Origin of the sequence: Pseudonocardia sp. EC080619-01, from assembly GCF_001420995.1 — a bacterium.
Lineage (GTDB): Bacteria > Actinomycetota > Actinomycetes > Mycobacteriales > Pseudonocardiaceae > Pseudonocardia.
In genome coordinates this window covers 196441-221220 of sequence record NZ_CP012184.1, presented here as the reverse complement: position 1 = coordinate 221220, position 24780 = coordinate 196441, and the positions used below count along the sequence as shown (strand labels likewise).

Sequence of the window (24780 nt, the reverse complement as noted above, 5' to 3'; positions counted from 1 at the left end):
GCTCGATGGGCGGGCCGACGCGGCCCGGTGATCCACGGGCGGTGCCGCCGCGGCGACCGGATGCCGGTGCGCCCGAGGCCGTCCGGCGCACCGGTGACCGCGACCTGTCCGTCGGGTCGGCCGTCGCGTCCGGCCGTCGGTGGGGTCGGCTACCGTGACGACGAGTCCCCCGTCCCCGGAGATCATCGATGAGCGTCCCCACACCCGGCCCGCGCCCGGGTGACCCGCGTCCGCCGGAGCAGCGTCCGGTCGCCGACCTGCGCGCCGACGTCGACGAGGCCGTCGCCGGCCTCGACTCCCTCGCCGAGCGCCCGGTGTCCGAGCACCCGGAGGCGTTCGAGCGGGTGCACTCGGCGCTCGGCCGGGCGCTCACCGCCGGGTCGGAGCGGGGCTGAGGGTGGCGCCCACCCGATCCCGCCTGGACGCCGAGCTGGTCCGGCGCCGGCTCGCCCGCTCCCGCGGCCAGGCCGCGGAGCTGATCGCCGCCGGCCGCGTCTCGGTCAACGGCATGCCCGCCGGGAAGGCCGCCACCGTCGTCGACCGGGACGCGCCCGTCGTCGTCCGCCCGGACGACGACGGCGAACCCGAGTGGGCCTCACGCGGCGCGAAGAAGCTGCTCGGCGCCCTCGACGCGTTCACCGGCGTCGACCCCGCCGGTCTCCGCTGCCTCGACGCCGGCGCCTCCACCGGGGGGTTCACCGACGTGCTGCTCACCCGCGGTGCGCGCGAGGTGGTCGCCGCCGACGTCGGATACGGCCAGCTGGTGTGGCGGCTGCAGTCCGACGAGCGCGTCCACGTGCACGACCGCACCAACGTCCGCGCGCTCGAGCCGGACGCGATCGGGGGTCCGGTGGACCTGACCGTCGCCGACCTCTCCTTCATCTCGCTGCGCACCGTCCTGCCCGCACTGACCGCCTGCACCGCGCCCGGCGGTGATCTGCTGCCGATGGTCAAGCCCCAGTTCGAGGTGGGGAAGCAGCGGCTCGGGTCCGGCGGCGTCGTGCGCAGCCCGGAGCTGCGGACCGAGACGTTGCGCGAGGTCGCGGCCACGGCCGTCGACCTGGGGCTGGTCGTGCTCGACGCGACGGCCAGCCCGCTGCCGGGGCCCTCCGGCAACGTCGAGTACTTCCTGCACCTGCACCGCCCAGGCGCCGGAGGGGCCACGACCGCACCCGACCTGGAGCCGCTGCTGACCGGTGCCGTCGCGGGAGGGCCGGCATGAGGGAGATCCTGCTCGTCCTGCACACCGGGCGTCCGGCGAACCGCAAGACCGCGCTGAACGTCATGAACGAGCTCGCCCGGCTCGGGCTGCGGGTCCGGGTGCTCGCCGACGAGTGGGCGGAGCTGGGCGCCGATCCCGACGTGCCGGAGGACTTCACCCCGGTGCAGGTCCCGGGCAGTCCGGAGTGCGCCCGCGGTGCCGAGGCGGTGCTCGTCCTGGGCGGCGACGGCACGCTGCTGCGCGCCGCCGATCTCGCCCGCCCGGCCGGGGTGCCGCTGCTCGGCGTCAACCTCGGGCACGTCGGATTCCTCGCCGAGGCCGAGGAGGACACCCTCGACGAGGCCCTGGAGAAGCTCGCCGCCGGCGACTACGAGGTGGAGGAACGCACCACGCTGGAGGCCGTCGTCCGGTCGAACGGCACCGTCCTGGGCCGCACCTGGGCGTTGAACGAGGCCGTCGTCGAGAAGAACACCCGCGGGCGGATCCTGGAGGTCGTCCTGGAGGTCGACGGCCGGCCGGTGTCGTCGTTCGGGTGCGACGGGGTGCTCTGCTCGACGCCGACCGGGTCGACCGCCTACGCCTTCTCCGCGGGCGGGCCGCTGATCTGGCCGCAGGTGCAGGCGCTGCTCGTCGTCCCCAGCAACGCGCACGCCCTGTTCGCCCGGCCGATGGTCATCGCACCGGACAGCGCGGTGGCGATCGAGGTGTCCGCCGACGGCCCGTCGGCGGTCCTCGACTGCGACGGCCGTCGCACCGTCTCGGTGCCGCCCGGCTCCCGGGTCGAGCTCAGCCGGGCGACCGAGCCGGTCCGGATGGTGCGGCTCGCCGCGCAGCCGTTCGCCGACCGCCTGGTCCGGAAGTTCGATCTCCCCGTCCGCGGCTGGCGCGGCCGGGGATCGAACACCTGATCGACCGTTCGGCGCACGGAGCCGACCGCGCGAACATCCGTTCGGTCTCGTGGCGCGTCGAGCATGGTGCCCGTCGGTCTTCGAACGTATGGTCGCCCGCATGTTGTCCGAGATGCGGATCCAGGGACTCGGCGTGATCGACGACGCGACCCTGGAGCTCGACCCGGGCCTGACCGTGCTCACCGGCGAGACAGGGGCCGGTAAGACCATGGCGGTGACGGGGCTGAACCTGCTCGGTGGCGGTCGCGCCGAGTCGTCGCGGGTGTCCGCGGGCGCGCGGCGGGCCGTCGTGGAGGGGCGGTTCACGGCGTCCCCCGGTGCGCTCGCGCTGGCCGAGGAGGTCGGCGCCGAGGCGGACGACGACGGCACGCTGATCGCCGCCCGCACCGTCTCCGCCGACGGGGGGTCCCGCGCGCACCTGGGTGGCCGGTCGGTGCCGAACGGCGTGCTCGGCCGTCTCGCCGAGGCCCAGCTCGCCGTGCACGGGCAGAACGACCAGCTCCGCCTGCTGCGCGGCTCGGACCAGCGCGCGTTGCTCGACCGCTTCGCCGGTGACCCGGTCGCGACGCCCCTCGCCGCCTACCGGGCGGTGCGCGCCGAGTGGCTGGAGATCGTCACCGAGCTGGCCGAGCGCCGCGACAACGCGCGCCGGCTCGCCCAGGAGGCCGACATGCTGCGGCACGGCCTCGCCGAGATCGACTCCGTCGACCCGCAGCCCGGTGAGGACCGTGCGCTCGTCGACCAGGCCCGCCGGATGGTGGAGGCCGACGACCTGCGCTCCGCCGCGGAGGGGACCCGGATGGCGCTGTCCGGCTCCGACGACGGCGAGACCCCCGGGGCGGTCGGCCTCGCGGGGCAGGCCAAGGGACTGGCCGAGGGCAGCGACGATCCCGCGCTGGCCGGGCTGGGGCCGCGCCTGGCCGAGGCGATCGCCGTGCTGGCCGATGCGGCCGCCGAGGTGTCGGTCTACCTCGACGGGCTCGACGCCGACCCGGAGCGGCTGTCCCAGGTGCTCGCCCGGCAGGCCGAGCTGAAGTCGCTCACCCGCAAGTACGCGGCCGACACCGACGGTGTCCTGGACTGGGCCGCGACGGCGCGCGACCGGCTCGCCGGGCTGGACACCTCCGACGAGGCGCTCGCCGACCTGGCCCGCCGCCGCGACGAGCTGGCCCGCGACCTGGCCGGCCACGCCGCCGAGGTCACCGCGGCACGCACCGAGGCGGCCGGGCGGCTCGCCGAGGCGACGACCGCCGAACTCGCCGGGCTGGCCATGAAGGACGCGCAGCTGCAGGTCGGTGTCGCGCCCCGGCCCGCTGGTGACGGGGGGCCGTCCCTCGTCGTCGGCGGACGCGAGTGTCACGCCGGCAGCGGCGGGGTCGACGAGGTGGAGATCCGCCTGGTCCCGCACGCCGGGGCGAGCGCGCAGCCGCTGCACAAGGGCGCCTCCGGCGGTGAGCTCTCCCGGGTGATGCTCGCCCTCGAGGTCGCACTGGCCGGTTCCGACCCGGTTCCGACGATGGTCTTCGACGAGGTCGACGCCGGCGTCGGTGGCCGGGCCGCGGTCGAGATCGGGCGCCGCCTCGCCCGGCTGGCCGCCCGCCACCAGGTGATCGTCGTGACACACCTGCCGCAGGTCGCGGCCTACGCCGACCGGCACCTCGTGGTGCACAAGGCCTCCGGTGAGGAGGGTGTCACCCGCTCCAGCGTGACGCGGCTGTCCGAGGAGGAGCGGACCCAGGAGCTGGCCCGCATGCTCGCCGGGATGGACGACACCGACACCGGGCGCGCGCACGCCGAGGAGCTGCTCGCCGCGGCCACCGCGCACCGGCAGGCCGACCGCGCCGCCGAGCAGCCGGCGGACCTGGCCCAGGCCCGGTCGCGGCGGGCCGGCGCGACACGCGGCGGGAGCGGCACCCGGCGCCGGAAGGTCGCACAGGCCGGGTGACGGGCTCGCGTCGCCGTCGCGACAGGGTGTCCCGTCGCGGGTCGGGCGTCGTGCCTCGGGCGGTGACACTGTGGTCACGCTGCGGCGTGCCTGCACCGTCCCGGGCCTCCCGGGTGTCACAGTGCCCGCCATGAAGCTGTCCGGCCTGCTGCACCGAACGCGACCGGAGCTGCCGGGGCTGACCGGCCCGGCCCGCACCGACCGTCGTACCGAAGCCCTGCTGCGCCGGCTCCGGCCCGGTGACATCGTCGTCCTCGACCAGGTCGACCTCGACCGCGCCACCGCCGACGCACTGGTGGCCGCGCGGGTCGCGGCGGTCGTCAACGCGTCGCCGTCGATCTCCGGCCGGTTCCCGAACCTGGGCCCCCAGGTGCTGGTCGAGGCCGGGGTCCCGCTCGTCGACGACTGCGGCACCGAGATCATGCGTTCGGTCAAGGACGGCGCGAAGGTCCGGCTCCACGAGGGAGTCCTGTACTCCGGGGAGCAGCCGCTCGGCGAGGGCCGCGAACAGACCGAGGACACCGTCGCCGACGCCCTCGACGAGGCCAAGCAGGGGCTCACCCACCAGCTCGAGGCGTTCGCCGCGAACACCACCGAGTTCATGCGCCGTGAGCGGTCCCTGCTCCTCGACGGCCACGGGGTCCCGGAGATCGACATCGCGCTCGACGGGCGCCCCGTGCTCGTCGTCGCCGCCGGTTTCGAGTACGCGGGGGTGCTGAAGCGGCTGCGGGCCTACATCAAGGAGTACCGGCCGGTGCTGGTCGGCGTCGGTGCCGGTGCGGACGCGCTGGTCAACGCGAAGTACCGGCCCGACCTGATCGTCGCCGACCCGTCGGAGGTGTCGAACCAGGCGCTGACCAGCGGGGCCGACGTCGTCGTGCCGGCCTTCCCGGACGGGCACGCCCCCGGTCTGCACCGCGTGCAGGACCTCGGCGCGAGTGCGGTCACCTTCCCGTCGATGGCCAACCCGGAGGACCTCGCGCTGCTGCTGGCGCACCACCGTGGCGCCAGCATGATCGTCACCGTGGGGCTGTCGGCGTCGATGGCGGAGTTCCTCGACCGCGGCCGGTCCGGCAGCAACGCGTCGACGTTCCTGACCCGGCTGCAGGCAGGCGGGTCGGTCGTCGACGGCGAGATGATCGCGCAGATGTACCGGAGCCGGACGTCGTTCGCGCCGCTGCTCCTGCTGATCGCCGCGGCACTCGTCGCCGTCGTGGTGGCGGTGCTCGTCTCCGGCGCCGGGCCCGCGGTGCTGGAGTGGGCCGGTGGGCTGGTCGAGACCGTGCGGTCCTGGTTCCCGGCGTGATCTCGCGGCGCTACCACCGGATCGCCCTGGTCGCCGTCTTCGTGCTGGCACTGGCCGCCGGGGTCGCCGTCGCGACCGTCGGGCTGCCGCAGCGGATCGCGAGCACGGTCGCGTCGACCACCGGCACCGGTGAGATCGACCAGCTGCGCACCGAGCGGGACACGCTCGCGGCGCAGCAGCGGGCGAGCGACGAGTTCACCGCGCGCACCGCGCCCGGGCTGGTCAGGGAGAAGCTCGCCGGGGTTCCCGTCACCGTCGTCGCGCTCGGGGCCGACCCGGCCGACACGCGCGCCGTCGCCGAGCTGATCACCACCGCCGGTGGCAGCGTCGCGGGCGAGGTCGTGCTCACCCCGGCGGTCACCGACCCGGCCCGCGCCGACCAGCTGCGGGACCTGTCCGCGCGGCTGCTGCCCGCCGGGGCGCAGCTGCCGGCGTCGTCGGACGCCGGAGCGCTCGCCGGTGGCCTGCTCGGCTCCGCGCTGCTCGCCCCGCAGGGCGGGGCCGCGCCGGACCCGCAGCAGGCCGGTGCGGTCGTCGCCGGGCTCGCCGGGGGTGGCTTCGCCGAGACGCCGGAGGGGGAGCTGTCCGCCGGGCGGCTCGCCGTCGTCGTCACCGGCGGCGCGTTCGGCGGTGTCGACGCCGCGGGGTCCGCGGCGACCGCCGCCGGGCTCGCCGACGAGCTGGACCGCCGCGGCGCCGGGGCGGTGCTCGCCGGACGGGACGCCGGCCCGTCGTCGGCCGTGGGGGCCGTCCGCGCGGACGCCGGCCAGGGACCCGGACCGTCGACCGTCGACGGCGTCGGCACCTCGGCAGGCCGGGTCGCGACCGTCCTCGCGCTCGCCGAGCGCAACGCCGGACGGGCCGGTCAGTACGGCTCCGGCGCGGGTTCCACGGGCCCGGTTCCGACCCTCTGAGCGCGATCGGTAGGCTGAAGCTCCGTGCAGACTCGCGCCACCCGTCATCTGTTCGTCACCGGTGGGGTCGCATCCTCGCTGGGTAAGGGCCTCACCGCTTCGAGCCTGGGCCAACTGCTCACCGCTCGCGGGCTCCGCGTCACCATGCAGAAGCTCGACCCGTACCTCAACGTCGATCCCGGAACGATGAACCCGTTCCAGCACGGCGAGGTCTTCGTGACCGAGGACGGTGCGGAGACCGACCTCGACGTCGGTCACTACGAGCGCTTCCTGGATCGCGACCTGCAGGGCCGGGCCAACGTCACCACCGGCCAGGTGTACTCCGAGGTGATCGCCAAGGAGCGCCGCGGCGAGTACCTGGGCGACACCGTGCAGGTCATCCCGCACATCACGAACGAGATCAAGGACCGCGTCCTCGCGATGGCGGAGCCCGACGCGGAGGGCATCGCGCCGGACGTCGTGATCACCGAGGTCGGCGGCACCATCGGCGACATCGAGTCGCTGCCGTTCGTCGAGGCCGCCCGCCAGGTGCGGCACGAGGTCGGCCGGGACAACTGCTTCTTCCTGCACGTCTCGCTGGTGCCGTACCTGGCGCCGTCGGGCGAGCTGAAGACGAAGCCGACCCAGCACTCCGTCGCCGCGCTGCGCAACATCGGTATCCAGCCGGACGCGCTCGTGCTCCGGGCCGACCGGGAGATCCCGGGGGCGATGAAGCGCAAGATCTCGCTGATGTGCGACGTCGAGCTCGACGGCGTCGCGGCGTGCGCCGACGCCCCGTCGATCTACGACATCCCGAAGGTGCTGCACGGCGAGGGCCTCGACGCCTACGTCGTGCGCCGGCTCGGCCTGCCGTTCCGCGACGTCGACTGGACCGTCTGGGGCGACCTGCTGGAGCGTGTGCACCACCCGCAGGAGACCGCGACGATCGCGCTCGTCGGGAAGTACGTGGACCTGCCCGACGCGTACCTGTCGGTCACCGAGGCGCTGCGTGCCGGCGGGTTCGCCCACCACGCGAAGGTCGCCGTCCGCTGGGTCCCGTCGGACTCCTGCGAGACGCCGGCCGGCGCGGCCGAGGCGCTCGACGGCGTCGACGCCGTTCTCGTGCCCGGCGGTTTCGGCATCCGCGGCATCGAGGGCAAGCTCGGGGCGATCACCCACGCCCGCACCCGCGGCATCCCGACCCTGGGACTGTGTCTCGGCCTGCAGTGCATGGTGATCGAGGCGGCGCGCAGCATCGCCGGGCTCGACGGGGCGAGCTCCTCGGAGTTCGACCCGGACACCGAGCACCCGGTGATCTCGACGATGGCGACCCAGCGCGACGTCGTCGCGGGGGAGCGGGACATGGGCGGCACCATGCGGCTGGGCGCCTACCCGGCGGTGCTGCAGCCCGGCTCCGTGGCGGCCAAGGCCTACGGGGCGCGGGAGATCTCCGAGCGCCACCGGCACCGGTTCGAGGTCAACAACGCCTACCGGCAGCAGCTCGCCGACGCCGGCCTCGTGTTCGGCACGTCGCCGGACGGCACACTCGTCGAGTTCGTGGAGCTGCCGGCGTCGCAGCACCCGTTCTTCGTCGGTACCCAGGCGCACCCCGAGCTGAAGAGCCGTCCCACGCGGCCGCACCCGCTGTTCGCGGCGTTCGTGAAGGCTGCGCTGCGGTACCGCGCCGAGGACCGGCTGCCGGTCCGGCTGCCCGGCCGCGCCAACGGCGACGACGACGCCGAGCTGGTCGAGGGCGACGAGCCGGCCGGTTCCACCGGAACCAACGGCTCCGTGCCGGCGGAGAGCACGCCCGGCAGCTGATCCACCCGCGCCGACGGCGGCCGTCCCGGTCCGGGGACGGCCGCCGTTCGTGTCTCCGGGCGCCGCCCGCGTCCCCGTCGGCCGTGTCGGGCGGTCCGGGCCACGACCCGCGTGCCGGGCCGACTCGCGCCGGACGGCCGGGTGCGGCTGCCGCACCGGGCCGGGCGAGCCGCTACCCATCCGGCGCGTGCCGGGGACCGCCGGGCGGTGCGCGTCGCCGGCCGCCGTCGTCGGGAGCGCGGGAGGCGCCGCCCGGCCACTACTGTGCGAGGCGTGATCGTCTCGTTCAGCGTTCCCGCACCCGTGCGCGCGGCGGTGTCCCGGTGACCCGCCCCGGCGAGCACGACTTCCCGGTCCGTTCGGCCACCGACATCTACTCGGGCCGGGTCATGGCGTTGCGCTCCGACCGGGTCGTGATGCCCGGTGGCCGTGTCGCGACCCGGGAGATCCTGGAGCACCCCGGTGCGGTCGCGATCGTCGCCGTCGACGAGCACCGCCGGGTGCGGATGCTGCACCAGTACCGGCACGCCGTGCGACGACGGCTGTGGGAGCTGCCCGCGGGCCTGCTCGACGTGGCCGGCGAGGACCCCGCCGTCACCGCCGACCGGGAGCTGACCGAGGAGGCCGGGCTGACGGCGTCGGACTGGTCGGTGCTGCTCGACGTCGTCCCGTCGCCCGGGTTCTCCGACGAGTCCGTGCGGATCTTCCTGGCCCGCGACCTCGTCGAGAAGCCGCGCCCCGACCTGGGCGACGACGAGGAGGCCGATCTCGAGCTGCGCTGGATCGCACTGGAGGACGCCGTCGGGATGGTGTTCTCCGGCGAGATCGTCAACGCGGTGTCCTGCGCCGGGCTGCTTGCCGCCCGCTCGGTGCTGGCGGGCGAGTTCGAACCCCGGCCGCCCGGCACCGCGTGGACCGACCGGCCGGAGCGTTTCGCCCGCCGCCGCGACGGCGACGACTGACGACCGGCACCGCGGCTACGGCCGCAACGGCCTGCCGTCGGGATCGGTGGGGCTGCCCGCGAGGATCACGATCCCGTCGATGAAGCTCCAGATCGCGCCCAGCCCGAACGTGAAGATCATGACGAGCAGCTGGGCGATCGCGAGCCCGGTGTGGCCGGAGTAGAAGCGGCCGATCCCGAACGGCAGGAACAGCTGCAGCAACCCGGCGACGATCTTCTGCTTGTCCGAGTACGGCCGCCCGGACCAGGCCTCGCGGCCGAACGGTGCGGCCGGGTCGTAGCCGTAGGGGCCGTAGGCGGGCGGGCCCGCGTGCGGCGGGTATGCCGGTCCGCCCGGGCCCGGCGCCCACCCGGGAGCTCCCGGCGCCTGCCCGGGCCCGGGGCCGTAGCCGGGCTGGTATCCCGCGGCTCCCCAGCCGCCCTCGAAGCCGGCTCCGTAACCCGCGCCGTACCCCGGGGTGTCCGGACCGGGGGGCCCGTACCCCGGAGCTCCGTACCCGGGTCCGGCCGGGCCGGCAGGGCCGCCCGGTGCGCCGTACGCGTCGCCGCCGTGGGCCGGGGAGTCGTCGTACGCCGACCACGGCGAGCCCGGGTGCGGCTGCCCCGTCGTCGGGGAGGAGTCGGGGTAGGGGCCCGCGGCGGGGTGACCGGACGGGTCCGGCTCCGCCGGCGCGGAGAGTGTCGGATCCGGTGGGCGGATGCGGGCGGTCGCCTCCGCGCCCCCGGTGCCGGTGTCTCCGTCTCCGGCGCGGTCCGGGCTGCCGGTATCCGTCGGGGTGCCGTCGGTGGACGCACCGCTCGCGCCGCCGGTGTCCCGCAGGGCGTCCGGGTGCGGCTCGGGCAGGTCGCCGAACAGCGGTGCGAGGTCCGCGACCGTCGTCGCCGCGCGGGCCCGCCGGACCCGGTCGTCGAACGCGTCGACGTCCAGTCGTCCGCCCGTGTAGTGCCGGGACAGGGCCCGCACCGCGTCCTCCTGCTCGGCGTAGCCGATCGGTCGCGTGCTCATGGACGCGACGGTATCCGCCCGGACCGTCCACCGGCGACGTTCCGCGCCGGGCGACCCGCCACACCGTGGCGTGACGGACGGCGGCGGCCCGTCGCCCTAGGCTCGGGGAATGCGATTCGGACTCTTCGTTCCCCAGGGCTGGCGGCTCGATCTCGTCGGCATCGATCCCACCGCACAGTGGGACGTGATGCGCGGGCTCGCCGAGTACGCCGACCGCGGCGACACCTGGGAGTCGGTGTGGGTCTACGACCACTTCCACACCGTCCCGGAGCCGACCGACGAGGCCTGCCACGAGGCCTGGAGCCTGATGGCGGCGTTCGCCGCGACGACCGATCGGGTCCGGCTCGGCCAGATGTGCACCTGCATGGCCTACCGCAACCCCGCCTACCTGGCGAAGGTCGCCGCGACGACCGACGTGATCTCGAAGGGCCGGGTCGAGATGGGCATCGGCGGCGGCTGGTACGAGCACGAGTGGCGCGCCTACGGCTACGGCTTCCCGCGGCCGGGTGAGCGGCTCGGGATGCTCGACGAGGGCGTGCAGATCTTCGCGCAGGCGTGGCGGGACGGCCGGGCCACCCTCGACGGCAGGCACTACCAGGTCGACGGCGCCATCGTCGCGCCCCGCCCGCTGCAGGACGGCGGCATCCCGCTCTGGATCGCCGGTGGCGGTGAGAAGGTCACGCTGAAGATCGCGGCACGCTACGCGCAGTACACCAACTTCGACGGCACGCTCGAGGGCTTCCGGCACAAGTCGTCGGTGCTGGCCGGGCACTGCGCCGAGCTCGGCACCGACTACGACGCGATCGTCCGGTCGGCGAACTACAACGTCGCGATCGGCACCACCGAGGCGGAGGTCGAGGACCGGCTGCAGCAGCTCCGGGCCCGGCTCGAGCCGATCGTCGGCGCGGAGAAGGCCGAGGGCGCGCTGGGCGCGTTCCGCGGGCTGCCCGGCGTCGGGACCCCGGAGCAGATCGTCGAGAAGCTCTCCGCCCTGCAGGACGAGGGCATGAGCTACGGCATCTTCTACTTCCCGGAGGCCGCCTACGACCGGTCCGGCATCGAGCTGTTCGAGCGCGAGGTCGTGCCGGCACTGCGGGGCTGAGGGGATGCCCGCGCCGGAGCGGGTCGTCGAGGACTACCTCGGCCACCTCGCCGTCGAACGCGGACGTGCGCAGAACACCCTGCGCTCGTACCGCCTCGACCTGGACCGCTACGTCGCGCACCTGGCCGACGCCGGGATCGACGACCTGGGCCGGGTCCGTGAGACCGACGTGGCCGGGTTCGTGACGGCGCTGCGGACGGGGGAGCGGCCACTGGCCGCGTCGTCGGCGGCCCGGGCGCTCGCCGCCGTGCGCGGCCTGCACCGGTTCGCGGTCCTGGAGGGGACCGTGCCGGCCGACGTCGCGGCCGGGGTGGCGCCGCCGTCGCTGCCGTCGCGGCTGCCGACGGCGCTGACGGTCGACCAGGTGGACCAGCTCCTCGCCGGGTGCGTCGCGGACGGGCCCACCGGTCTCCGGGACCGGGCGCTGCTGGAGCTGCTGTACTCCACCGGCGGGCGGATCTCCGAGATCGTCGGCGCCGACCTCGACGACCTCGATCCCGGGGCCCGCACGATCCTGTTGCACGGCAAGGGGGACAAGCAGCGGATCGTCCCGGTGGGACGGCCCGCGCTGGCCGCCGTCGACGCCTACCGGGTGCGCGCCCGTCCGGACCTCGCCGGGCGCGGCACCGGTTCGCCCGCGTTGCTGCTCAACGCCCGCGGCGGGCGGATGTCGCGGCAGAGTGCGTGGCACGCGCTCCGGGCGGCGGCCGAGGCGTCGGGGCTCGGACCGGCCGTCGTCGCCGCCGTCTCGCCGCACACGCTGCGGCACTGCTTCGCGACGCACCTGCTGTCCGGAGGGGCCGACGTCCGCGTCGTCCAGGAGCTCCTCGGGCACGCCTCGGTGGCGACCACCCAGATCTACACCCACGTCACCGTCGACACCCTGCGCGAGGTCTACGCCACCGCCCACCCCCGCGCCCTGGGGTGATGCCCGGGCCCGCGTGCGGGGCCGCGAACCCGGACCGCTACGTTCCGGAACCGATGCGATACGGGGTGTGGGTGGTCGGGGCGGCCGCGGCGCTGGCGATGGCCGGATGCGGCGGGGCGGGACCGGAACAGCGGGAGAGCGTCACCGACCGGATCGACGGGGCGGTGACGAGGGTCGAGATCGACTCCGACGCCGGTGCGCTGCGGCTCGCCGCGGGGGAGCAGGCGTCGGTCGAGCAGGACCTGCGCTGGACCGGGGACGCGCGCCCGCAGGTCGAGCACCGCCTCGACGGCGACGTCCTGCGGATCACCGTCCGCTGCCCGGACGACGGCCGCGAGCGGTGCCAGGCCGGGCTGGTCGTGACCGTCCCGGCGGCGGCGTCCGTGCGGGCCGACCTCGCCGCGGGCGGGATCGACGTCTCCGGGATCACCGGTGAGCAGGAGCTGCGCTCGTCGGCCGGCGCGGTGCGGGGCAGCGGTCTCGGGCCGGGCGCCGTCACCGCGAGCTCGAGCGCCGGCGGCGTCGAGCTGGGCTTCGCCGCCGCCGCGCCGGACGTCACCGCCGAGTCGACGGCCGGGTCGGTGACCGTCCGGGTACCCGTCGGTCCGGTGTACGACGTGTCGGCGGAGACGACCGCCGGCTCGACCGACGTCGGAGTGCCCGACCAGCCCGGCGCCGACCACCGCATCACCGCCCGCAGCACGGCCGGCAGCGTCACCGTCGCCCCCGGCGGCTGACGACCGACACGCCGCGCCCCGGGCTCCGCGGGCCCGTCGTACCCCGCGGGTAAGGTGATCCGACACCAGTTCGCGCCGTGTACGGCGAGGCGCGTTGCCGCACGTGGGGGCGGTTCCTACAGTGCGGGTCCAGGATCGCCGCCACTGATCCGAGACCCGGTACGCACCCCACGAGGAGACCGGAGACCGCATGAATCCGACGCCGGAATCCCAGGGCCGGCTCGACGACGCGTCCGGCGAGCCGGACGCCACCGGGGGATCGCCCGGGACCAGCAGCCGCGCGCCCGAACCGGCGCCGCTCGACGTCCACGGCCCGGCCCGCGTGATCGCCGTCGCGAACCAGAAGGGCGGCGTCGGCAAGACGACGTCGACCATCAACCTCGGCGCCGCACTCGCCGAGTACGGCCGCAAGGTGCTGCTCGTCGACTTCGACCCGCAGGGAGCGCTGTCGGTCGGGCTGGGTGTGCAGCCGCACCAGCTCGAGTCGACGATCTACAACCTGCTGATGGAGCGCGACGCCGACCCGGACGACGTGCTGCAGGACACCGGTGTCGAGAACCTGGACCTGCTGCCGTCGAACATCGACCTGTCGGCGGCCGAGGTCCAGCTCGTCACCGAGGTGGGCCGGGAGCAGGCGCTCGGGCGCTCGCTCAAGCGGTTCCTGCCGGACTACGACATCGTGCTCATCGACTGCCAGCCGTCGCTGGGCCTGCTGACGATCAACGCCCTGGCCTGCGCCGACGAGGTGCTCATCCCGCTGGCCTGCGAGTTCTTCTCGCTGCGTGGGGTGGCGCTGCTGATGGACACGATCGACAAGGTCACCGACCGGCTCAACCCGGACCTGCAGCTGCTCGGCGTCCTCCCGACGATGTTCGACACCCGGACGCTGCACACCAAGGAGGTGCACGACCGGGTCGTCGAGGCGTTCGGCGAGAAGGTGTTCGACGCCGTCATCAACCGGACGATCAAGTTCCCGGAGACGACGGTCGCCGGGGAACCGATCACCTCGTGGGCGCCGACGTCGCACGCGGCCGCGGCGTACCGGATGCTGGCCCGCGAGGTCATCGCCCGGTGACGCTGCTCGCCGACGGGCCGGGCGAGGGTGCCGCCCTTCCGGAGAACCTCGACGACGGCGACGTCGCCTCCCCGCGCAGCCGCCGGTTCACCGTGCGGCTGGCGAACTTCGAGGGCCCGTTCGACCTGCTCCTGCAGCTGATCGGCAAGCACGAGCTCGACGTCACCGAGATGGCGCTGCACAAGGTCACCGACGACTTCATCGCCCACCTCGCGGACCTCGGCGACGACTTCGACCTCGACGAGACCACCGAGTTCCTGGTCGTCGCGGCGACCCTGCTCGACCTGAAGGCGGCCCGGCTCGTCCCGGGCGCCGAGGTCGACGACGAGGACGACCTCGCCCTGCTCGAGGCCCGTGACCTGCTGTTCGCGCGGCTGCTGCAGTACCGGGCCTACAAGCAGGCCGCGCAGCTGTTCGTCGAGCTGGAGAACGGTGCGCTGCGCCGCTTCCCGCGCTCGGTGTCGATCGAGGACCGGTACGCCGACCTCCTGCCCGAGGTGCTCCTCGGGGTGGACGCGCAGGCGTTCGCCGAGCTGGCCGCCGCCGTGTTCCGGCCGCGGCCGCCGGAGGAGGTGGGCGTCGACCACCTGCACGCGGTGCACGTGTCGGTGCCCGAGCACGCACAGCTGCTGCGCGACCGGCTCGCCGTCGACCGGGTCGCGAGCTTCGCCGACCTCACCGCGGACTGCGTGGCGACGATCGAGGTCATCGCCCGGTTCATGGCGCTGCTGGAGCTGTACCGGGAGCGGTCGGTCGCGCTGGAGCAGCCGGAGCCCTTCGCCGACCTGACCGTCACCTGGACCGCGGACCGTACCGACGACCCCGTCGCCTACGCGGCCGCACTGGAGGACGAGGCGGCGGCCGCGGAGGAGGCCGTGCGGGCGCGGAACCGGCGGCGGCGCAAGAAGAACCGCGTCGACGACGGCGGCGACGGCTCCGGTGCCGAGGGTTCCGCTCCGGGTGGTTCCGAGGACGTCGGTGACCCCGCCGCGGACGATCCCGACGGCGAGGGTCCCGGGGCGGACTCGGCCGCGGACGACCCTTGGGTGGACGACTCCGACGCGGACGACTCCGACGCGGTCGACTCGGCCGCGGACGACACCTGGGTGGACGACCCCGAGTACGGCGACTCCGACTCCGACCTCGTCGACTCCCACTCCGGGGACTCCGGCCCGGGCGACTCCGGCCCCGGCGACTCCGGTTCGGGCGGCGTGGGCAGGCCCGCCGTGGACGGCGGCACCGTGCACGGCGAGAGGGCCGGGACGACCGGTGACTGAGCCGGACGACCGCCCGGGGTCCGACGACCCGGAGGACCCGTCCGAGCTGATGCGCCTGATCGGCCGGACGGTGCCGCGCAGTCCCCACGCGGTTGCTCCCACCCCCGAGGCGGACCGAGCGTTGCGCCAGGGCTCCTCCGAGGACCCGGACGTCACGCTCGACGCCGGCCCGGTGGAGGATCCCGTCCCCGGTGATCGGGGTGCACGTTCCGGCCCTCGTCAGGGCCATGCCGTGCAGGTCGACGGCGGTGGAGAGAGCGAGCCGGGCGTGGCGGAGCCGGTCGACGGGGCGGATCGGGCCGACGAGGAGCGGGCCGACGAGGAGCGGGCCGAGATGGCTGAGCGGGCCGAGGTGGCTGAGCGGGCCGAGGTGGCCGGGCGGGCCGATACCGGGGAGCCGAGCGAGTCCGGTGCACCGAGCGACGAGGCCGGCCACGAGGACGCCGGGGCCGCCGGGCCCGATGAGGACGCCGACGAGGACGCCGCCGAGGAGGCCGGGGAGCCCGGCACCGGGGAGCCCGGCACCGGGGAGCCCGGCACCGGGGAGCCCGACGCCGAGGACCTCGACCCCGACGACCTCGCCGACGACACCGAGCTGGAGCTCGCCCTCGAGGCCCTCCTCCTCGTCGTCGACTCACCCGTCGACGAGGGTTCCCTGGCCACGACGCTGAACCAGACGCCGTCGCGGATCCGGCAGACCCTCAACCGGATGTCGCTGGCGTACACCGCGGACCGCCGCGGCATCGACCTGCGCCGGGTGGGTGAGGGCTGGCGGTTCTACACCCGCGACCGCTACGCCCCCTACGTCGAGAAGCTGTTGCTCGACGGCCAGCGTGCCCGGCTGACCCGGGCGGCGCTGGAGACCCTCGCCGTCGTGGCGTACCGGCAGCCGGTGACCCGTGCGCGGGTGGCCGCGGTGCGGGGCGTCAACTGCGACGGTGTGCTCCGTACGCTGCTCACCCGCGGGCTGGTGGAGGAGGCGGGAACCGAGGAACAGACGGGGGGGACACTGTTCCGGACGACCGAGCTGTTCCTCGAACGGCTCGGGCTCTCCTCGGTGCAGGACCTGCCCCCGCTGGCGCCGCTGCTGCCCGACATCGACGCGATCGACGACCTGGACGGATAGACGAATGAGTACCGCACACGACCCCGACGGCGTACGGCTGCAGAAGGTGCTGGCCCGCGCGGGTGTCGCGTCCCGGCGCGCCGCCGAGGAGCTGATCGCCCAGGGCCGCGTCCAGGTCGACGGCGAGACCGTCCGCGAGATGGGCCGCCGGATCGACCCGGAGACCGCCGTCCTGCACGTCGACGGCGCCCGGGTCACCCTGCGCGACGACCAGGTCTATCTGGCGCTGAACAAGCCGGTCGGACTGCACTCGACGATGTCCGACGACCTCGGCCGCCCGTGCGTCGGTGACCTGCTCGCCGACCGGGTCGAGCTGATGAACTCCGCGCAGCGGCTGTTCCACGTCGGCCGCCTGGACGCCGACACCGAGGGCCTGCTCCTGCTCACCAACGACGGCGAGCTCGGCCACCGGCTGATGCACCCGTCGTACGAGGTGCCCAAGACCTACCTGGCCGAGGTCGAGGGGAAGATCGCCCGCGACCTGGGCCGGCGGCTGCGGGACGGGATCGAGCTGGAGGACGGCATCGCCCGCGTCGACGCCTTCAAGCTCGTCGACGCCGTGCCCGGCCGCTCCACCGTGCAGCTGATCCTGCACGAGGGGCGCAAGCACATCGTGCGGCGGATGCTGTCCGAGGTCGGGCACCCGGTGCAGCGACTGGTGCGCACCGCCGTCGGCGAGGTCCGGCTCGGCAACCAGAAGCCCGGCAAGCTCCGTCCGCTGGACCGGGTCGAGGTCGGGTCGCTGTACAAGGCTGTGGGGCTGTAGTGGCGGTCCGTGCGCTGCGGGGCGCGACGCAGGTCGACGCCGACGAGCGGTCCCAGATCCTCGACCGTTCCGCCGAGCTGGTCAGCGCGGTGCTGGAACGCAACGAGCTCGTCTCCGACGACATCATCTCGATCTGGTTCACCGCCACCCCCGACCTGTCCGCGGAGTTCCCGGCCTATGCGGCGCGGCTGCTCGGGCTCACCGACGTCCCGCTGATGTGCGCCACCGAGATGTCGGTGCCGGGCGCGCTGCCGCGGGTGCTGCGGCTGCTCGCCCACGTGGACACACCGAAGTCGCGGGCCGAGATGCGGCACGTCTACCTGCACGGGGCCCGCGCCCTGCGCACCGATCTTCCGCAGTAGGCCACCCCGCCCCCGGTGCACCGCACCGGACCGGCGAGAATGCCCTGCGGAATCATCGGCTCGACCTCATGGGGGACAGGTGGCCTTGCGGGGCGTCGTCGCGATGGACGGTCCGTCCGGGACGGGCAAGTCGACCGTCTCCCGGCGGCTGGCGCAGGCCTGCTCGGCGGCCTACCTCGACACCGGCGCGATGTACCGCGCCGCGACCCTGGCGGCGCTGCGGGCCGGGCTGACCGAGGACACCCCCGTGGAGGAGATCGCGCGGGTCGCGACCGGTGCACGCATGGAGTCCGGTACCGACCCGGCGGCTCCGTCGATCACCCTGGACGGCGAGGACGTGTCGGCCGACATCCGCGGCCCGGAGGTGACCGGCTTCGTGTCGGCCGTGTCCGCGGTCCCGGAGGTCCGGGCCGAGCTGGTCGCACGGCAGCACGCGCTGATCCGGGCGGCGACCGGGGACGGCGGCGGGATCGTGGTCGAGGGCCGTGACATCGGTACCGTGGTGGTGCCGGACGCGCCGCTCAAGGTCTACCTGACGGCGTCGCCGGAGGTCCGTGCGGCGCGGCGCGGGCGGCAGGACGCGCGGGCCGGGCGGGAGTCCGACCTGCACGTCACGCTCGCCGACGTCGAGCGCCGGGACCGGCTCGACTCGTCACGGCGGATCTCCCCGCTCTACGCGGCGGCCGACGCGCTGGTGCTCGACACGGACCGGCTCTCGGCCGACTCGGTGCTGGAGCGGCTGCGCGAGCTCGTCGCGGAACGGGGGCTGGTCGGGTGAGCCCCGCCCGTGCGCTGCCGGAGCACGGGCTCGGGTGGCTGCACGACCTGGCCCGCTGGATCGGGACGTGGCTGTGGGTGCCGTTCTACCGGGTCCGGCTCCTGCACGGCGGGCGGATCCCGGCCGGGGGGCCGGTGGTGGTCGTCGCGAACCACAGCGCGTTCGTCGACGGACCGCTGCTGTTCGGCATGTTCGGGCGGCGCGCGGTGTTCCTGGTGAAGGCGGAGATGTTCGCCGGGCCGCTGGCGGTGCTGCTGCCGGCCATCGGGCAGATCCCGGTCCGCCGGGACACCGTCGACCGGCGGCCGCTGACGGCGGCGCTGGGCGTGCTGCGCGACGGCGGGCTGGTCGCGGTGTTCCCGGAGGGGACCCGCGGTACCGGCGACGTGGCCGCCGCCCGGCAGGGCGCTGCCTGGCTCGCCCGGGCCGCGGGGGCGCCGCTGCTGCCGGTGGCGGTGCGTGGCACCCGCCGTCCGGACGGGGGCGGGCGCCGGTTCCGCCCGCGGGTGGACGTGCTGGTGGGCGAGCCGCTGCCGGCACCGTCGGAGCCCGGGCGGGCCGGACTGGCCGCGGCGACCACCGCCGTCGCGACGGCACTGCGGACGTTGGTCCGCGAACTGGAGACGTCCCGAGAGGGACAGCAGAGCGGCCGGATCGATCCGGCCGGGGACGTGAGTGACAGGTGAACGAGAGCAGCGGACGCGGAACGAGCACCGGCGCAGGGGACGAGTACCCCGCCGGCGTCGAGATCGGTGACGCCGCCGACCGCGCGGAGATGGACCGGCTGGGCCTGGACCCCGCCGAGTTCGTGGCGGTCGACGAGGAGGGCCGCGTCGCGGCCGGAATCGACCCCGACGAGGTGCTGGCGACCCCGACGCTGGCCGTCGTGGGACGACCGAACGTGGGCAAGTCCACGCTGGTCAACCGGATGCTGGGGCGTCGCGAGGCGGTCGTGCAGGACGTGCCGGGGGTGACCCGCGACCGCGTCGTCTACGACGGGTTGTGGAACGGCCGCCGGTTCAAGCTGATGGACACCGGTGGCTGGGAGCCGGACGCGGACGGATTGCAGGGTTTCGTCGCCCAGCAGGCCGAGACGGCGATGCGGACGGCCGACGCCGTCCTGCTCGTCGTCGACGCCTCGGTCGGCGCGACTGCCACCGACCAGGCGGCCGCGCGGGTGCTGCGCCGCGCGAAGGTGCCGGTCATGCTGGCCGCGACGAAGGTCGACGACGACCGGCTCACCTCCGACACCGCCGAGCTGTGGCGGCTCGGGCTCGGCCAGCCGCACCCCGTCTCGGGCCTGCACGGCCGCGGCTCCGGTGACCTGCTCGACGCGATCCTCGAGGTGCTGCCCGAGACCCCGCGCGACGACTTCGGCGCCTCCGGTGCCGGTCCGCGCCGGGTCGCGCTGGTCGGCAAGCCCAACGTCGGCAAGTCCAGCCTGCTCAACAAGCTCGCCGGCGAGGAGCGGTCGGTCGTGCACGACGTCGCCGGCACCACCGTCGACCCGGTCGACTCCCTGGTCGACCTGGACGGCGAGGTGTTCCGGTTCGTCGACACCGCCGGCCTGCGCAAGCGGGTCAAGATGGCGTCGGGCATGGAGTACTACGCGAGCCTGCGGACGAGCTCGGCGATCGAGGCCGCCGAGGTCGCGCTGGTCCTCATCGACGCGTCGCAGCCGATCGCCGAGCAGGACCAGCGGGTCCTGACGATGGTCGCCGAGGCAGGCCGGGCGCTGGTGATCCTGTTCAACAAGTGGGACCTCGTCGACGAGGAGCGCCGCCACCAGCTGACCCGGGAGCTGGAGCGCGACCTGATCAGCGTCCGCTGGGCGGAGCGGGTCAACGTGTCCGCGCTGACCGGCCGGGCGACCCAGCGGGTCGCGCCCGCGCTGCGCCGGGCGCTGGAGTCGTGGGACACCCGCGTGCCCACCGGCCGGCTCAACCAGTGGCTCAGCGACCTGGTCGCCGCCACCCCGCCGCCGGTGCGCGGCGGCAAGCAGCCGAAGATCATGTTCGCGACGCAGGCGCAGACCCGTCCGCCGACGTTCGTGCTGTTCAGCTCCGGCTTCCTCGAGGCGGGCTACCGGCGCTTCGTCGAGCGGCGGCTGCGTGAGGAGTTCGGCTTCGGCGGCTCGCCGATCCGGGTCTCGGTGCGGGTGCGCGAGAAGCGCCCGCGCTCGTGATGCGCGCGCTCCGCGGTGGGACCGGGCCACAGTGGGACGTCGCCGAGGTGCCGGTGCCCGAGCCCGGCCCCGGCGAGCTGCTCGTCCGTGTCCGGGCGGCCGGGGTGAACCGGGCCGACCTGCTGGCGCTGGCGGGCGGTTACCCCGTCCCGCACGCCGATCCGGACGGCACGTTCACGGCCGGGATGGAGCTCGCCGGCGAGGTCGTCGGCGCGGGCCCGGGAACCGCCGGCCGCGGACTGGGGGACCGGGTGCTCGCGACGGCGCCGGCCGCGTTCGCCGACTACGCCGTCGTCGACGCGCGGCGGGCGCTGCCGGTCCCCGCCGGGCTGGCCTGGACCGACGCCGCCGCACTCCCGGTCGCGCTGGAGACCGTGCACGACGCGCTGGTCACCCAGGCCGGGTTCGACGGTGGGGCGGTGCTGGTGCTCGGCGGGACGACGGGCGTCGGCCAGGTCGCGATCCGGCTGGCCGCGGCACTCGGTGCCGCCCCGGTGCTGGCGACGACGACCTCCCCGGCGAAGGCGGGCTCGCTTCGGTCCGCGGGCGCCGAGCCGCTGGTCGGTACCGACGGGCTCGCCACTGCCCTGCGCGAGGCGACCGGTGGGGCCGGCGTCGACGTCGTCCTCGACCTCGTCGGTGGCGACCACCTCGCCGCGGCACTGGGCGGCATCCGGATCGGCGGCACCGCCGTCCAGATCGGACGCCTCGCCGGGCCGGCCGCGACGCTGGACCTGAACACGCTGTCGTTCCGTCGGCTGCGGCTGATCGGCACGACGTTCAGCGTGCGTGGCGCCGACGAGCGCGCCGCCGTCGCCGGCGCGCTCACACCGGTGCTGGACCTCGTCGCCGACGGCCGGGTACGCGCCACCGTCGACCGGGTGGTCCCGCTCGCCGAGGCCGCCACGGCGGCCGACCTGCTCCGGTCGGGAGAGGTGACGGGGAAGGTCGTCCTCGACCTCTCCGACGCCGCCGCGGCACCGCTGTAACCGATCGGGGGCCGTGGCCGAGACCGCTCCCGTGACGGTGGTCGAGCGATGGTGGATCTGGCGCGTACGCGCGGCGTGCGAGATCGCGCTGGCCCACCGTGGCGGTGACGAGCTGGTCGACGACGCGCGCACCGAGGCGTCCTGGTACGCCGACATGATGCACCCGTGGGACGGGCGCGGCTGCGAGCCGGACGCCCGCGTGCTGGCCTGGCTCAGCATCCTCGTCGCCCGGTGGGTCGTGGCCGACACGGCATGAATCGGACCGACGGGCTGGATCGGTACATGCCCTCTCACTAATCTGTGCACCGTGAGCGACACTCCGGCCGAGCGGACCTTCCACGGCCGCGGCGCCGAGCTGGAGCTCCTGCGCGCCGCGCTGGCCGGGACCGCGGAGCGCGGCGCGTCGGCCGTGCTGCTCGGCGGTGACGCGGGCGTCGGCAAGACCCGCCTGGTCACCGAGTTCGGGCGGGCGGCGGCGGCCGAGGGCGCGGTCGTGCTCACCGGCCGGGCGCTGGACATCGCCGACGCGCCGTCGTTCTGGCCGGTCGTGTCGGCCCTGCGGGCGCACGCCCGTTCGGTGCCGGGGCCGCTCGCCGGGGTGTTCACCGAGGCGCTCGACCGGCTCGACGACACCGGCCGCGCCGTCGGGGACCGGGTCGGGATGCTCGCGCAGCTCTCGGCGCTCGTCGGACGGGCGGCCCGCCCGGGGCCCGTGGTGCTCGTCGTCGACGACCTGCACTGGGCCGACCGGTCGACCCGCGACCTGCTCGCCTACCTGCTGGCCGGCCTCGCGACCGAGCCGGTGCTCGTCGTCGGCACCTACCGCGACGACCCCACCGGCGGGACGCCCGCCGTACTGCTGCCGCTGGTGACCGAGCTGCGCCGGCACCGCACGGTCTCCTTCTCCCAGGTCGGGCCGCTCCCGCGAGCCGAGCTGGCCGAGCTGGTCGGGCGGTGGATGCCGGACCGGCCCGATCTCGAACCCCTGGTGTGGGCGCACTCGGCGGGCAACGTGTTCCTCGCGGAGGAGACCGTCCGCGCGGTGCAGGACGGGGACCCGACCGGCGTGCCGCAGACCGTGCGCGAGCTGGTCCGGGCCGGGGTCGCGGGACTGTCGCCGCAGGCACAGGACGTCGTGCGCGCGGTCGCCGCGGGCGTCGGCGACGTCGAGCACGCCCTGCTGGCCACGGTGCTGGACGCACCGGGTGCCGAGTTGGCGACGGCCGTACGGGAGGCCGTCGACGGCGGGTTCGTCGTGGTCACCGCCGCCGACGGCTACGCGTTGCGGCACGGACTGATGGCCGAGGTGGTCGCCGGCGACCTGCTGCCCGCCGAGCGGGTGGAGCTGCACGGGCGGTACGCGCGGGCCGTCGCCGGGTCCGTGGCACGGCCCGGCACCGCGGCCCGGCTGGCGCACCACTGGCAGCGGGCCGGGCGCCCCGCCGAGGCGCTGGAGGCGACGCTGGCGGCGGCGGAGGAGGCCGAACGGCTGCGCGGGTACGCCGAGGCGCACCGGCACTGGCTGCGGGCCGCGACGCTGCCCGTCCCCGGGGCGGACGGCGCCCGCGGTGGATACCTGGAACGGGCGGCCGCGGCGGCGGACCTCGCGGGCGACCACGACTCCGCGGTCGCGCTGCTGGCCGAACGCCTCGCCGACCCGGACGGCCCGTCCGGGCTCGACGAGGCCGTGCTGCGCGCCCGGCTGGGCCGCTACCTGATGTCGGCGGGGCAGGCGGGGGAGGCGGAGGAGGCCTACCGGCGGGCAGCGGCCGCGCTCCCCGAACCTCCCGGCCCCGACGCGGTGCCCGGGGACCCGGCCACCGCGCCCGGTGCCCGCGCGGACGCGCTGCCCGTCGACCCGGCCGACGGCGCCCGCGCCGAGGTCCTCGCCGGGTACGCGTCGGCGCTGCTCGCGCGCGCCGACTACGTCGCCGCCCGGGAGATGGCCCACCGCGCGCTCGTACCGGCGCGGCGGGTCGGCGAGCCGCGGGCGCTGGCGTCGGTGCTGGGGGTGCTCGGGTTCGGCGCGGCGCACTCCCGCGACGGCACGGCCGGGATGGAGGCGCTGTCGGAGGCCGTCGGCATCGCCGAGGCGACCGGCGACCCGGCGACGCTGGGGGAGTGCCTGCTGCGGCGCGCGGCACTCCTGTCCGGCCCGCTCAACGCCCTCGACGACGGCGTCGCCGAGGCCCGGGCCGGTGCCGACCGCATGACCGCGCTCGGCCTCGGCCGCACGGCGGCGGTGTCGCTGCGCGCGGAGGCCGCGAACGGGCTGTTCCGCAAGGGGGCGTGGGACGAGGCCGAGCACGAGGTCGCGACGGCCTGGGCGGCCGCACCGGCCGGCTCGGAGATGATCGAGCTCCGGCTCGCCCGTGCCCGGCTGCGGATGGGCCGCGGGGACCTCGACGGCTCCGACACCGACCTCGCGGCCGTCGAGCTCGTCGCCGGATCGACCGGCCTGCCGAAGCTGCGCCTCCCGCTGCTGATCCTGCGCGCCGGCCTCGAGATGTGGCGCGGCCGCCCCGGGACGGCGTTCGACCACGTCGGGACCGGTCTCGACGTCGTCGACTCCGGCATCGACGACGTCTTCGCGGTCGCGCCGCTGCTCTGGCACGGCGCCCGGGCACAGGCCGAGGCGTTCCTCGCCGGGCACCCCGTCGACGCCGGTGCGGTACGACGGCTGCGCCGCCACCGCCGCGAGCTCACCGCCCGCGGCGAACGCTCCGACCCGGCGCTGCGCGGCGTCCTCGCCACCTACGAGGCGATGTGCACCGCGGAGGACGCCCGGACCACCGCCGGCGCCGACCCCGGCACCTGGGGCCGGGTGGCCGACCTCCTGGAACGGCTGGGCCAGCCCTACCCGACGGCGTACGCACGGCTGCGCAGCGCCGAGGCCCTCCTCACCGGCCGGCGGGCCACCGGTGCCGCCGAGCTGGCCCGGGCCGCGGCGGGGGCGCGGGCGCTGCGCGCCGAACCCCTGCTGGCCGAGATCGCCACCGTCGCGCGGCGGGCCCGGATCGCGGTCCCGGACCTGCCGGACCCGTCCGCGGGCAACGGCGGCCCGGTCGCCGTGCCCGGGCCGTCGTCGCCGGTGGACCACCCCTTGGGCACGCTCACCGGGCGTGAGCTGGAGGTCCTCCAGGTCCTCGCCGCGGGTGCGACGAACAAGGAGATCGCCGCCCGGCTGTTCATCGCGCCCAAGACGGTCGGTGCGCACCTGGCACGGATCTTCGCCAAGCTCGGCGTGACGAACCGGACCCAGGCCGCCGGCGTGCTGCGGCGGCACCTCCCGGAGGCGGGCGTCGTCGAGCACGGGGGCGTGCCGGATTAGGGCGCTCCCGGACGCGGTCTAGGGCATACGCCCGATGGCGGCGGGCGACCACCGGTCGATGC

The 24780-nt window shown here is 75.4% G+C and carries 22 protein-coding genes and 1 pseudogene; 22 read left to right on the top strand and 1 reads right to left on the bottom strand.

Features of this window, described 5'->3' with window-relative positions; translation table 11 throughout:
- Positions 1–188 precede the first annotated feature (188 nt).
- From AD017_RS01020 to AD017_RS00985, 8 genes are all read left to right on the top strand, one after another.
- A complete protein-coding gene (locus AD017_RS01020) occupies positions 189–395 on the top strand; it encodes a hypothetical protein (protein ID WP_010226912.1) in 207 nt (68 codons plus the stop codon).
- A 2-nt stretch (positions 396–397) separates the two neighbouring features.
- Complete coding sequence (locus tag AD017_RS01015) at positions 398–1222, top strand: TlyA family RNA methyltransferase (protein ID WP_060572332.1); 825 nt, start codon at positions 398–400, stop codon at positions 1220–1222.
- A complete protein-coding gene (locus AD017_RS01010; protein ID WP_010226916.1) occupies positions 1219–2130 on the top strand; it encodes an NAD kinase in 912 nt (303 codons plus the stop codon). The genes AD017_RS01015 and AD017_RS01010 overlap by 4 nt, the downstream gene beginning before the upstream one ends.
- Positions 2131–2230: 100 nt before the next feature.
- The gene (gene recN, locus AD017_RS01005) at positions 2231–4075 is read left to right on the top strand and encodes a DNA repair protein RecN (protein ID WP_060576168.1); all 1845 of its coding nucleotides are present in this window, start codon (positions 2231–2233) and stop codon (positions 4073–4075) included.
- 130 nt (positions 4076–4205) lie between these two features.
- Positions 4206–5381: a putative cytokinetic ring protein SteA gene (gene steA / locus AD017_RS01000; protein WP_029239821.1), complete on the top strand. Its 1176-nt coding sequence runs from the start codon at positions 4206–4208 to the stop codon at positions 5379–5381.
- A complete protein-coding gene (locus tag AD017_RS00995) occupies positions 5378–6295 on the top strand; it encodes a copper transporter (RefSeq protein WP_060572330.1) in 918 nt (305 codons plus the stop codon). Before steA ends, AD017_RS00995 begins: the two co-directional genes overlap by 4 nt.
- Before the next feature lie 24 nt (positions 6296–6319).
- Entirely contained in the window at positions 6320–8095 is a 1776-nt protein-coding gene (locus tag AD017_RS00990) for a CTP synthase (RefSeq protein WP_075294904.1), read from the top strand.
- Between the two features lie 323 nt (positions 8096–8418).
- Positions 8419–9057 (top strand): NUDIX hydrolase, encoded by a 639-nt coding sequence (locus AD017_RS00985; protein ID WP_010241415.1) that lies wholly within the window; start codon positions 8419–8421, stop codon positions 9055–9057.
- A gap of 15 nt (positions 9058–9072) precedes the next feature.
- Here the strand turns inward: AD017_RS00985 and AD017_RS00980 are convergent, their stop codons facing one another.
- Positions 9073–10062 (bottom strand): DUF1707 domain-containing protein, encoded by a 990-nt coding sequence (locus tag AD017_RS00980; RefSeq protein ID WP_060572326.1) that lies wholly within the window; start codon positions 10060–10062, stop codon positions 9073–9075.
- A 109-nt stretch (positions 10063–10171) separates the two neighbouring features.
- On the opposite strand from AD017_RS00980, the gene AD017_RS00975 reads away from it, so the two are divergent.
- The 14 genes and pseudogenes from AD017_RS00975 (at position 10172) to AD017_RS00910 (ending at position 24718) form a co-directional block, all read left to right on the top strand.
- Positions 10172–11164 (top strand): LLM class F420-dependent oxidoreductase, encoded by a 993-nt coding sequence (locus tag AD017_RS00975; RefSeq protein WP_010241418.1) that lies wholly within the window; start codon positions 10172–10174, stop codon positions 11162–11164.
- Positions 11165–11168: 4 nt separating this feature from the next.
- Positions 11169–12092, top strand: coding sequence for a site-specific tyrosine recombinase XerD (locus AD017_RS00970; RefSeq protein ID WP_010241420.1), 924 nt, complete (start codon positions 11169–11171; stop codon positions 12090–12092).
- 53 nt (positions 12093–12145) lie between these two features.
- Positions 12146–12829, top strand: coding sequence for a hypothetical protein (locus AD017_RS00965; protein WP_145982617.1), 684 nt, complete (start codon positions 12146–12148; stop codon positions 12827–12829).
- Positions 12830–13019: 190 nt separating this feature from the next.
- Positions 13020–13904, top strand: coding sequence for a ParA family protein (locus AD017_RS00960; RefSeq protein WP_010241425.1), 885 nt, complete (start codon positions 13020–13022; stop codon positions 13902–13904).
- A gap of 2 nt (positions 13905–13906) precedes the next feature.
- A pseudogene (locus AD017_RS35940) lies at positions 13907–14776 on the top strand (ScpA family protein); the annotation flags it as partial.
- 739 nt (positions 14777–15515) lie between these two features.
- Entirely contained in the window at positions 15516–16307 is a 792-nt protein-coding gene (gene scpB, locus AD017_RS00950; protein ID WP_060576167.1) for an SMC-Scp complex subunit ScpB, read from the top strand.
- Positions 16308–16311: 4 nt separating this feature from the next.
- Complete coding sequence (locus AD017_RS00945) at positions 16312–17073, top strand: pseudouridine synthase (protein WP_010241431.1); 762 nt, start codon at positions 16312–16314, stop codon at positions 17071–17073.
- Complete coding sequence (gene aroH / locus AD017_RS00940) at positions 17073–17435, top strand: chorismate mutase (protein WP_010241432.1); 363 nt, start codon at positions 17073–17075, stop codon at positions 17433–17435. Before AD017_RS00945 ends, aroH begins: the two co-directional genes overlap by 1 nt.
- 103 nt (positions 17436–17538) lie before the next feature.
- Positions 17539–18213: a (d)CMP kinase gene (gene cmk, locus AD017_RS00935; protein ID WP_033200533.1), complete on the top strand. Its 675-nt coding sequence runs from the start codon at positions 17539–17541 to the stop codon at positions 18211–18213.
- A complete protein-coding gene (locus AD017_RS00930) occupies positions 18210–18899 on the top strand; it encodes a 1-acyl-sn-glycerol-3-phosphate acyltransferase (protein ID WP_060572322.1) in 690 nt (229 codons plus the stop codon). The genes cmk and AD017_RS00930 overlap by 4 nt, the downstream gene beginning before the upstream one ends.
- Before the next feature lie 89 nt (positions 18900–18988).
- Positions 18989–20398: a ribosome biogenesis GTPase Der gene (gene der / locus AD017_RS00925; RefSeq protein ID WP_060576166.1), complete on the top strand. Its 1410-nt coding sequence runs from the start codon at positions 18989–18991 to the stop codon at positions 20396–20398.
- Entirely contained in the window at positions 20398–21387 is a 990-nt protein-coding gene (locus tag AD017_RS00920) for a zinc-binding dehydrogenase (protein WP_227012627.1), read from the top strand. The genes der and AD017_RS00920 overlap by 1 nt, the downstream gene beginning before the upstream one ends.
- Before the next feature lie 13 nt (positions 21388–21400).
- Complete coding sequence (locus tag AD017_RS00915) at positions 21401–21643, top strand: hypothetical protein (RefSeq protein ID WP_010231558.1); 243 nt, start codon at positions 21401–21403, stop codon at positions 21641–21643.
- Positions 21644–21694: 51 nt separating this feature from the next.
- Entirely contained in the window at positions 21695–24718 is a 3024-nt protein-coding gene (locus AD017_RS00910; protein ID WP_060572319.1) for an AAA family ATPase, read from the top strand.
- The last annotated feature ends 62 nt before the right edge of the window (positions 24719–24780 follow it).

Coding starts and splice junctions, on each gene's coding strand:
- AD017_RS01020 (WP_010226912.1), top strand. CDS start 189: ATGAGCGTCCCCACACCCGGCCCGCGCCCGGGTGACCCGCGTCCGCCG.
- AD017_RS01010 (WP_010226916.1), top strand. CDS start 1,219: ATGAGGGAGATCCTGCTCGTCCTGCACACCGGGCGTCCGGCGAACCGC.
- recN (WP_060576168.1), top strand. CDS start 2,231: ATGTTGTCCGAGATGCGGATCCAGGGACTCGGCGTGATCGACGACGCG.
- steA (WP_029239821.1), top strand. CDS start 4,206: ATGAAGCTGTCCGGCCTGCTGCACCGAACGCGACCGGAGCTGCCGGGG.
- AD017_RS00980 (WP_060572326.1), bottom strand. CDS start 10,062: ATGAGCACGCGACCGATCGGCTACGCCGAGCAGGAGGACGCGGTGCGG.
- AD017_RS00975 (WP_010241418.1), top strand. CDS start 10,172: ATGCGATTCGGACTCTTCGTTCCCCAGGGCTGGCGGCTCGATCTCGTC.
- AD017_RS00970 (WP_010241420.1), top strand. CDS start 11,169: ATGCCCGCGCCGGAGCGGGTCGTCGAGGACTACCTCGGCCACCTCGCC.
- AD017_RS00965 (WP_145982617.1), top strand. CDS start 12,146: ATGCGATACGGGGTGTGGGTGGTCGGGGCGGCCGCGGCGCTGGCGATG.
- AD017_RS00960 (WP_010241425.1), top strand. CDS start 13,020: ATGAATCCGACGCCGGAATCCCAGGGCCGGCTCGACGACGCGTCCGGC.
- scpB (WP_060576167.1), top strand. CDS start 15,516: ATGGCTGAGCGGGCCGAGGTGGCTGAGCGGGCCGAGGTGGCCGGGCGG.
- AD017_RS00945 (WP_010241431.1), top strand. CDS start 16,312: ATGAGTACCGCACACGACCCCGACGGCGTACGGCTGCAGAAGGTGCTG.
- cmk (WP_033200533.1), top strand. CDS start 17,539: ATGGACGGTCCGTCCGGGACGGGCAAGTCGACCGTCTCCCGGCGGCTG.
- der (WP_060576166.1), top strand. CDS start 18,989: ATGGACCGGCTGGGCCTGGACCCCGCCGAGTTCGTGGCGGTCGACGAG.
- AD017_RS00920 (WP_227012627.1), top strand. CDS start 20,398: ATGCGCGCGCTCCGCGGTGGGACCGGGCCACAGTGGGACGTCGCCGAG.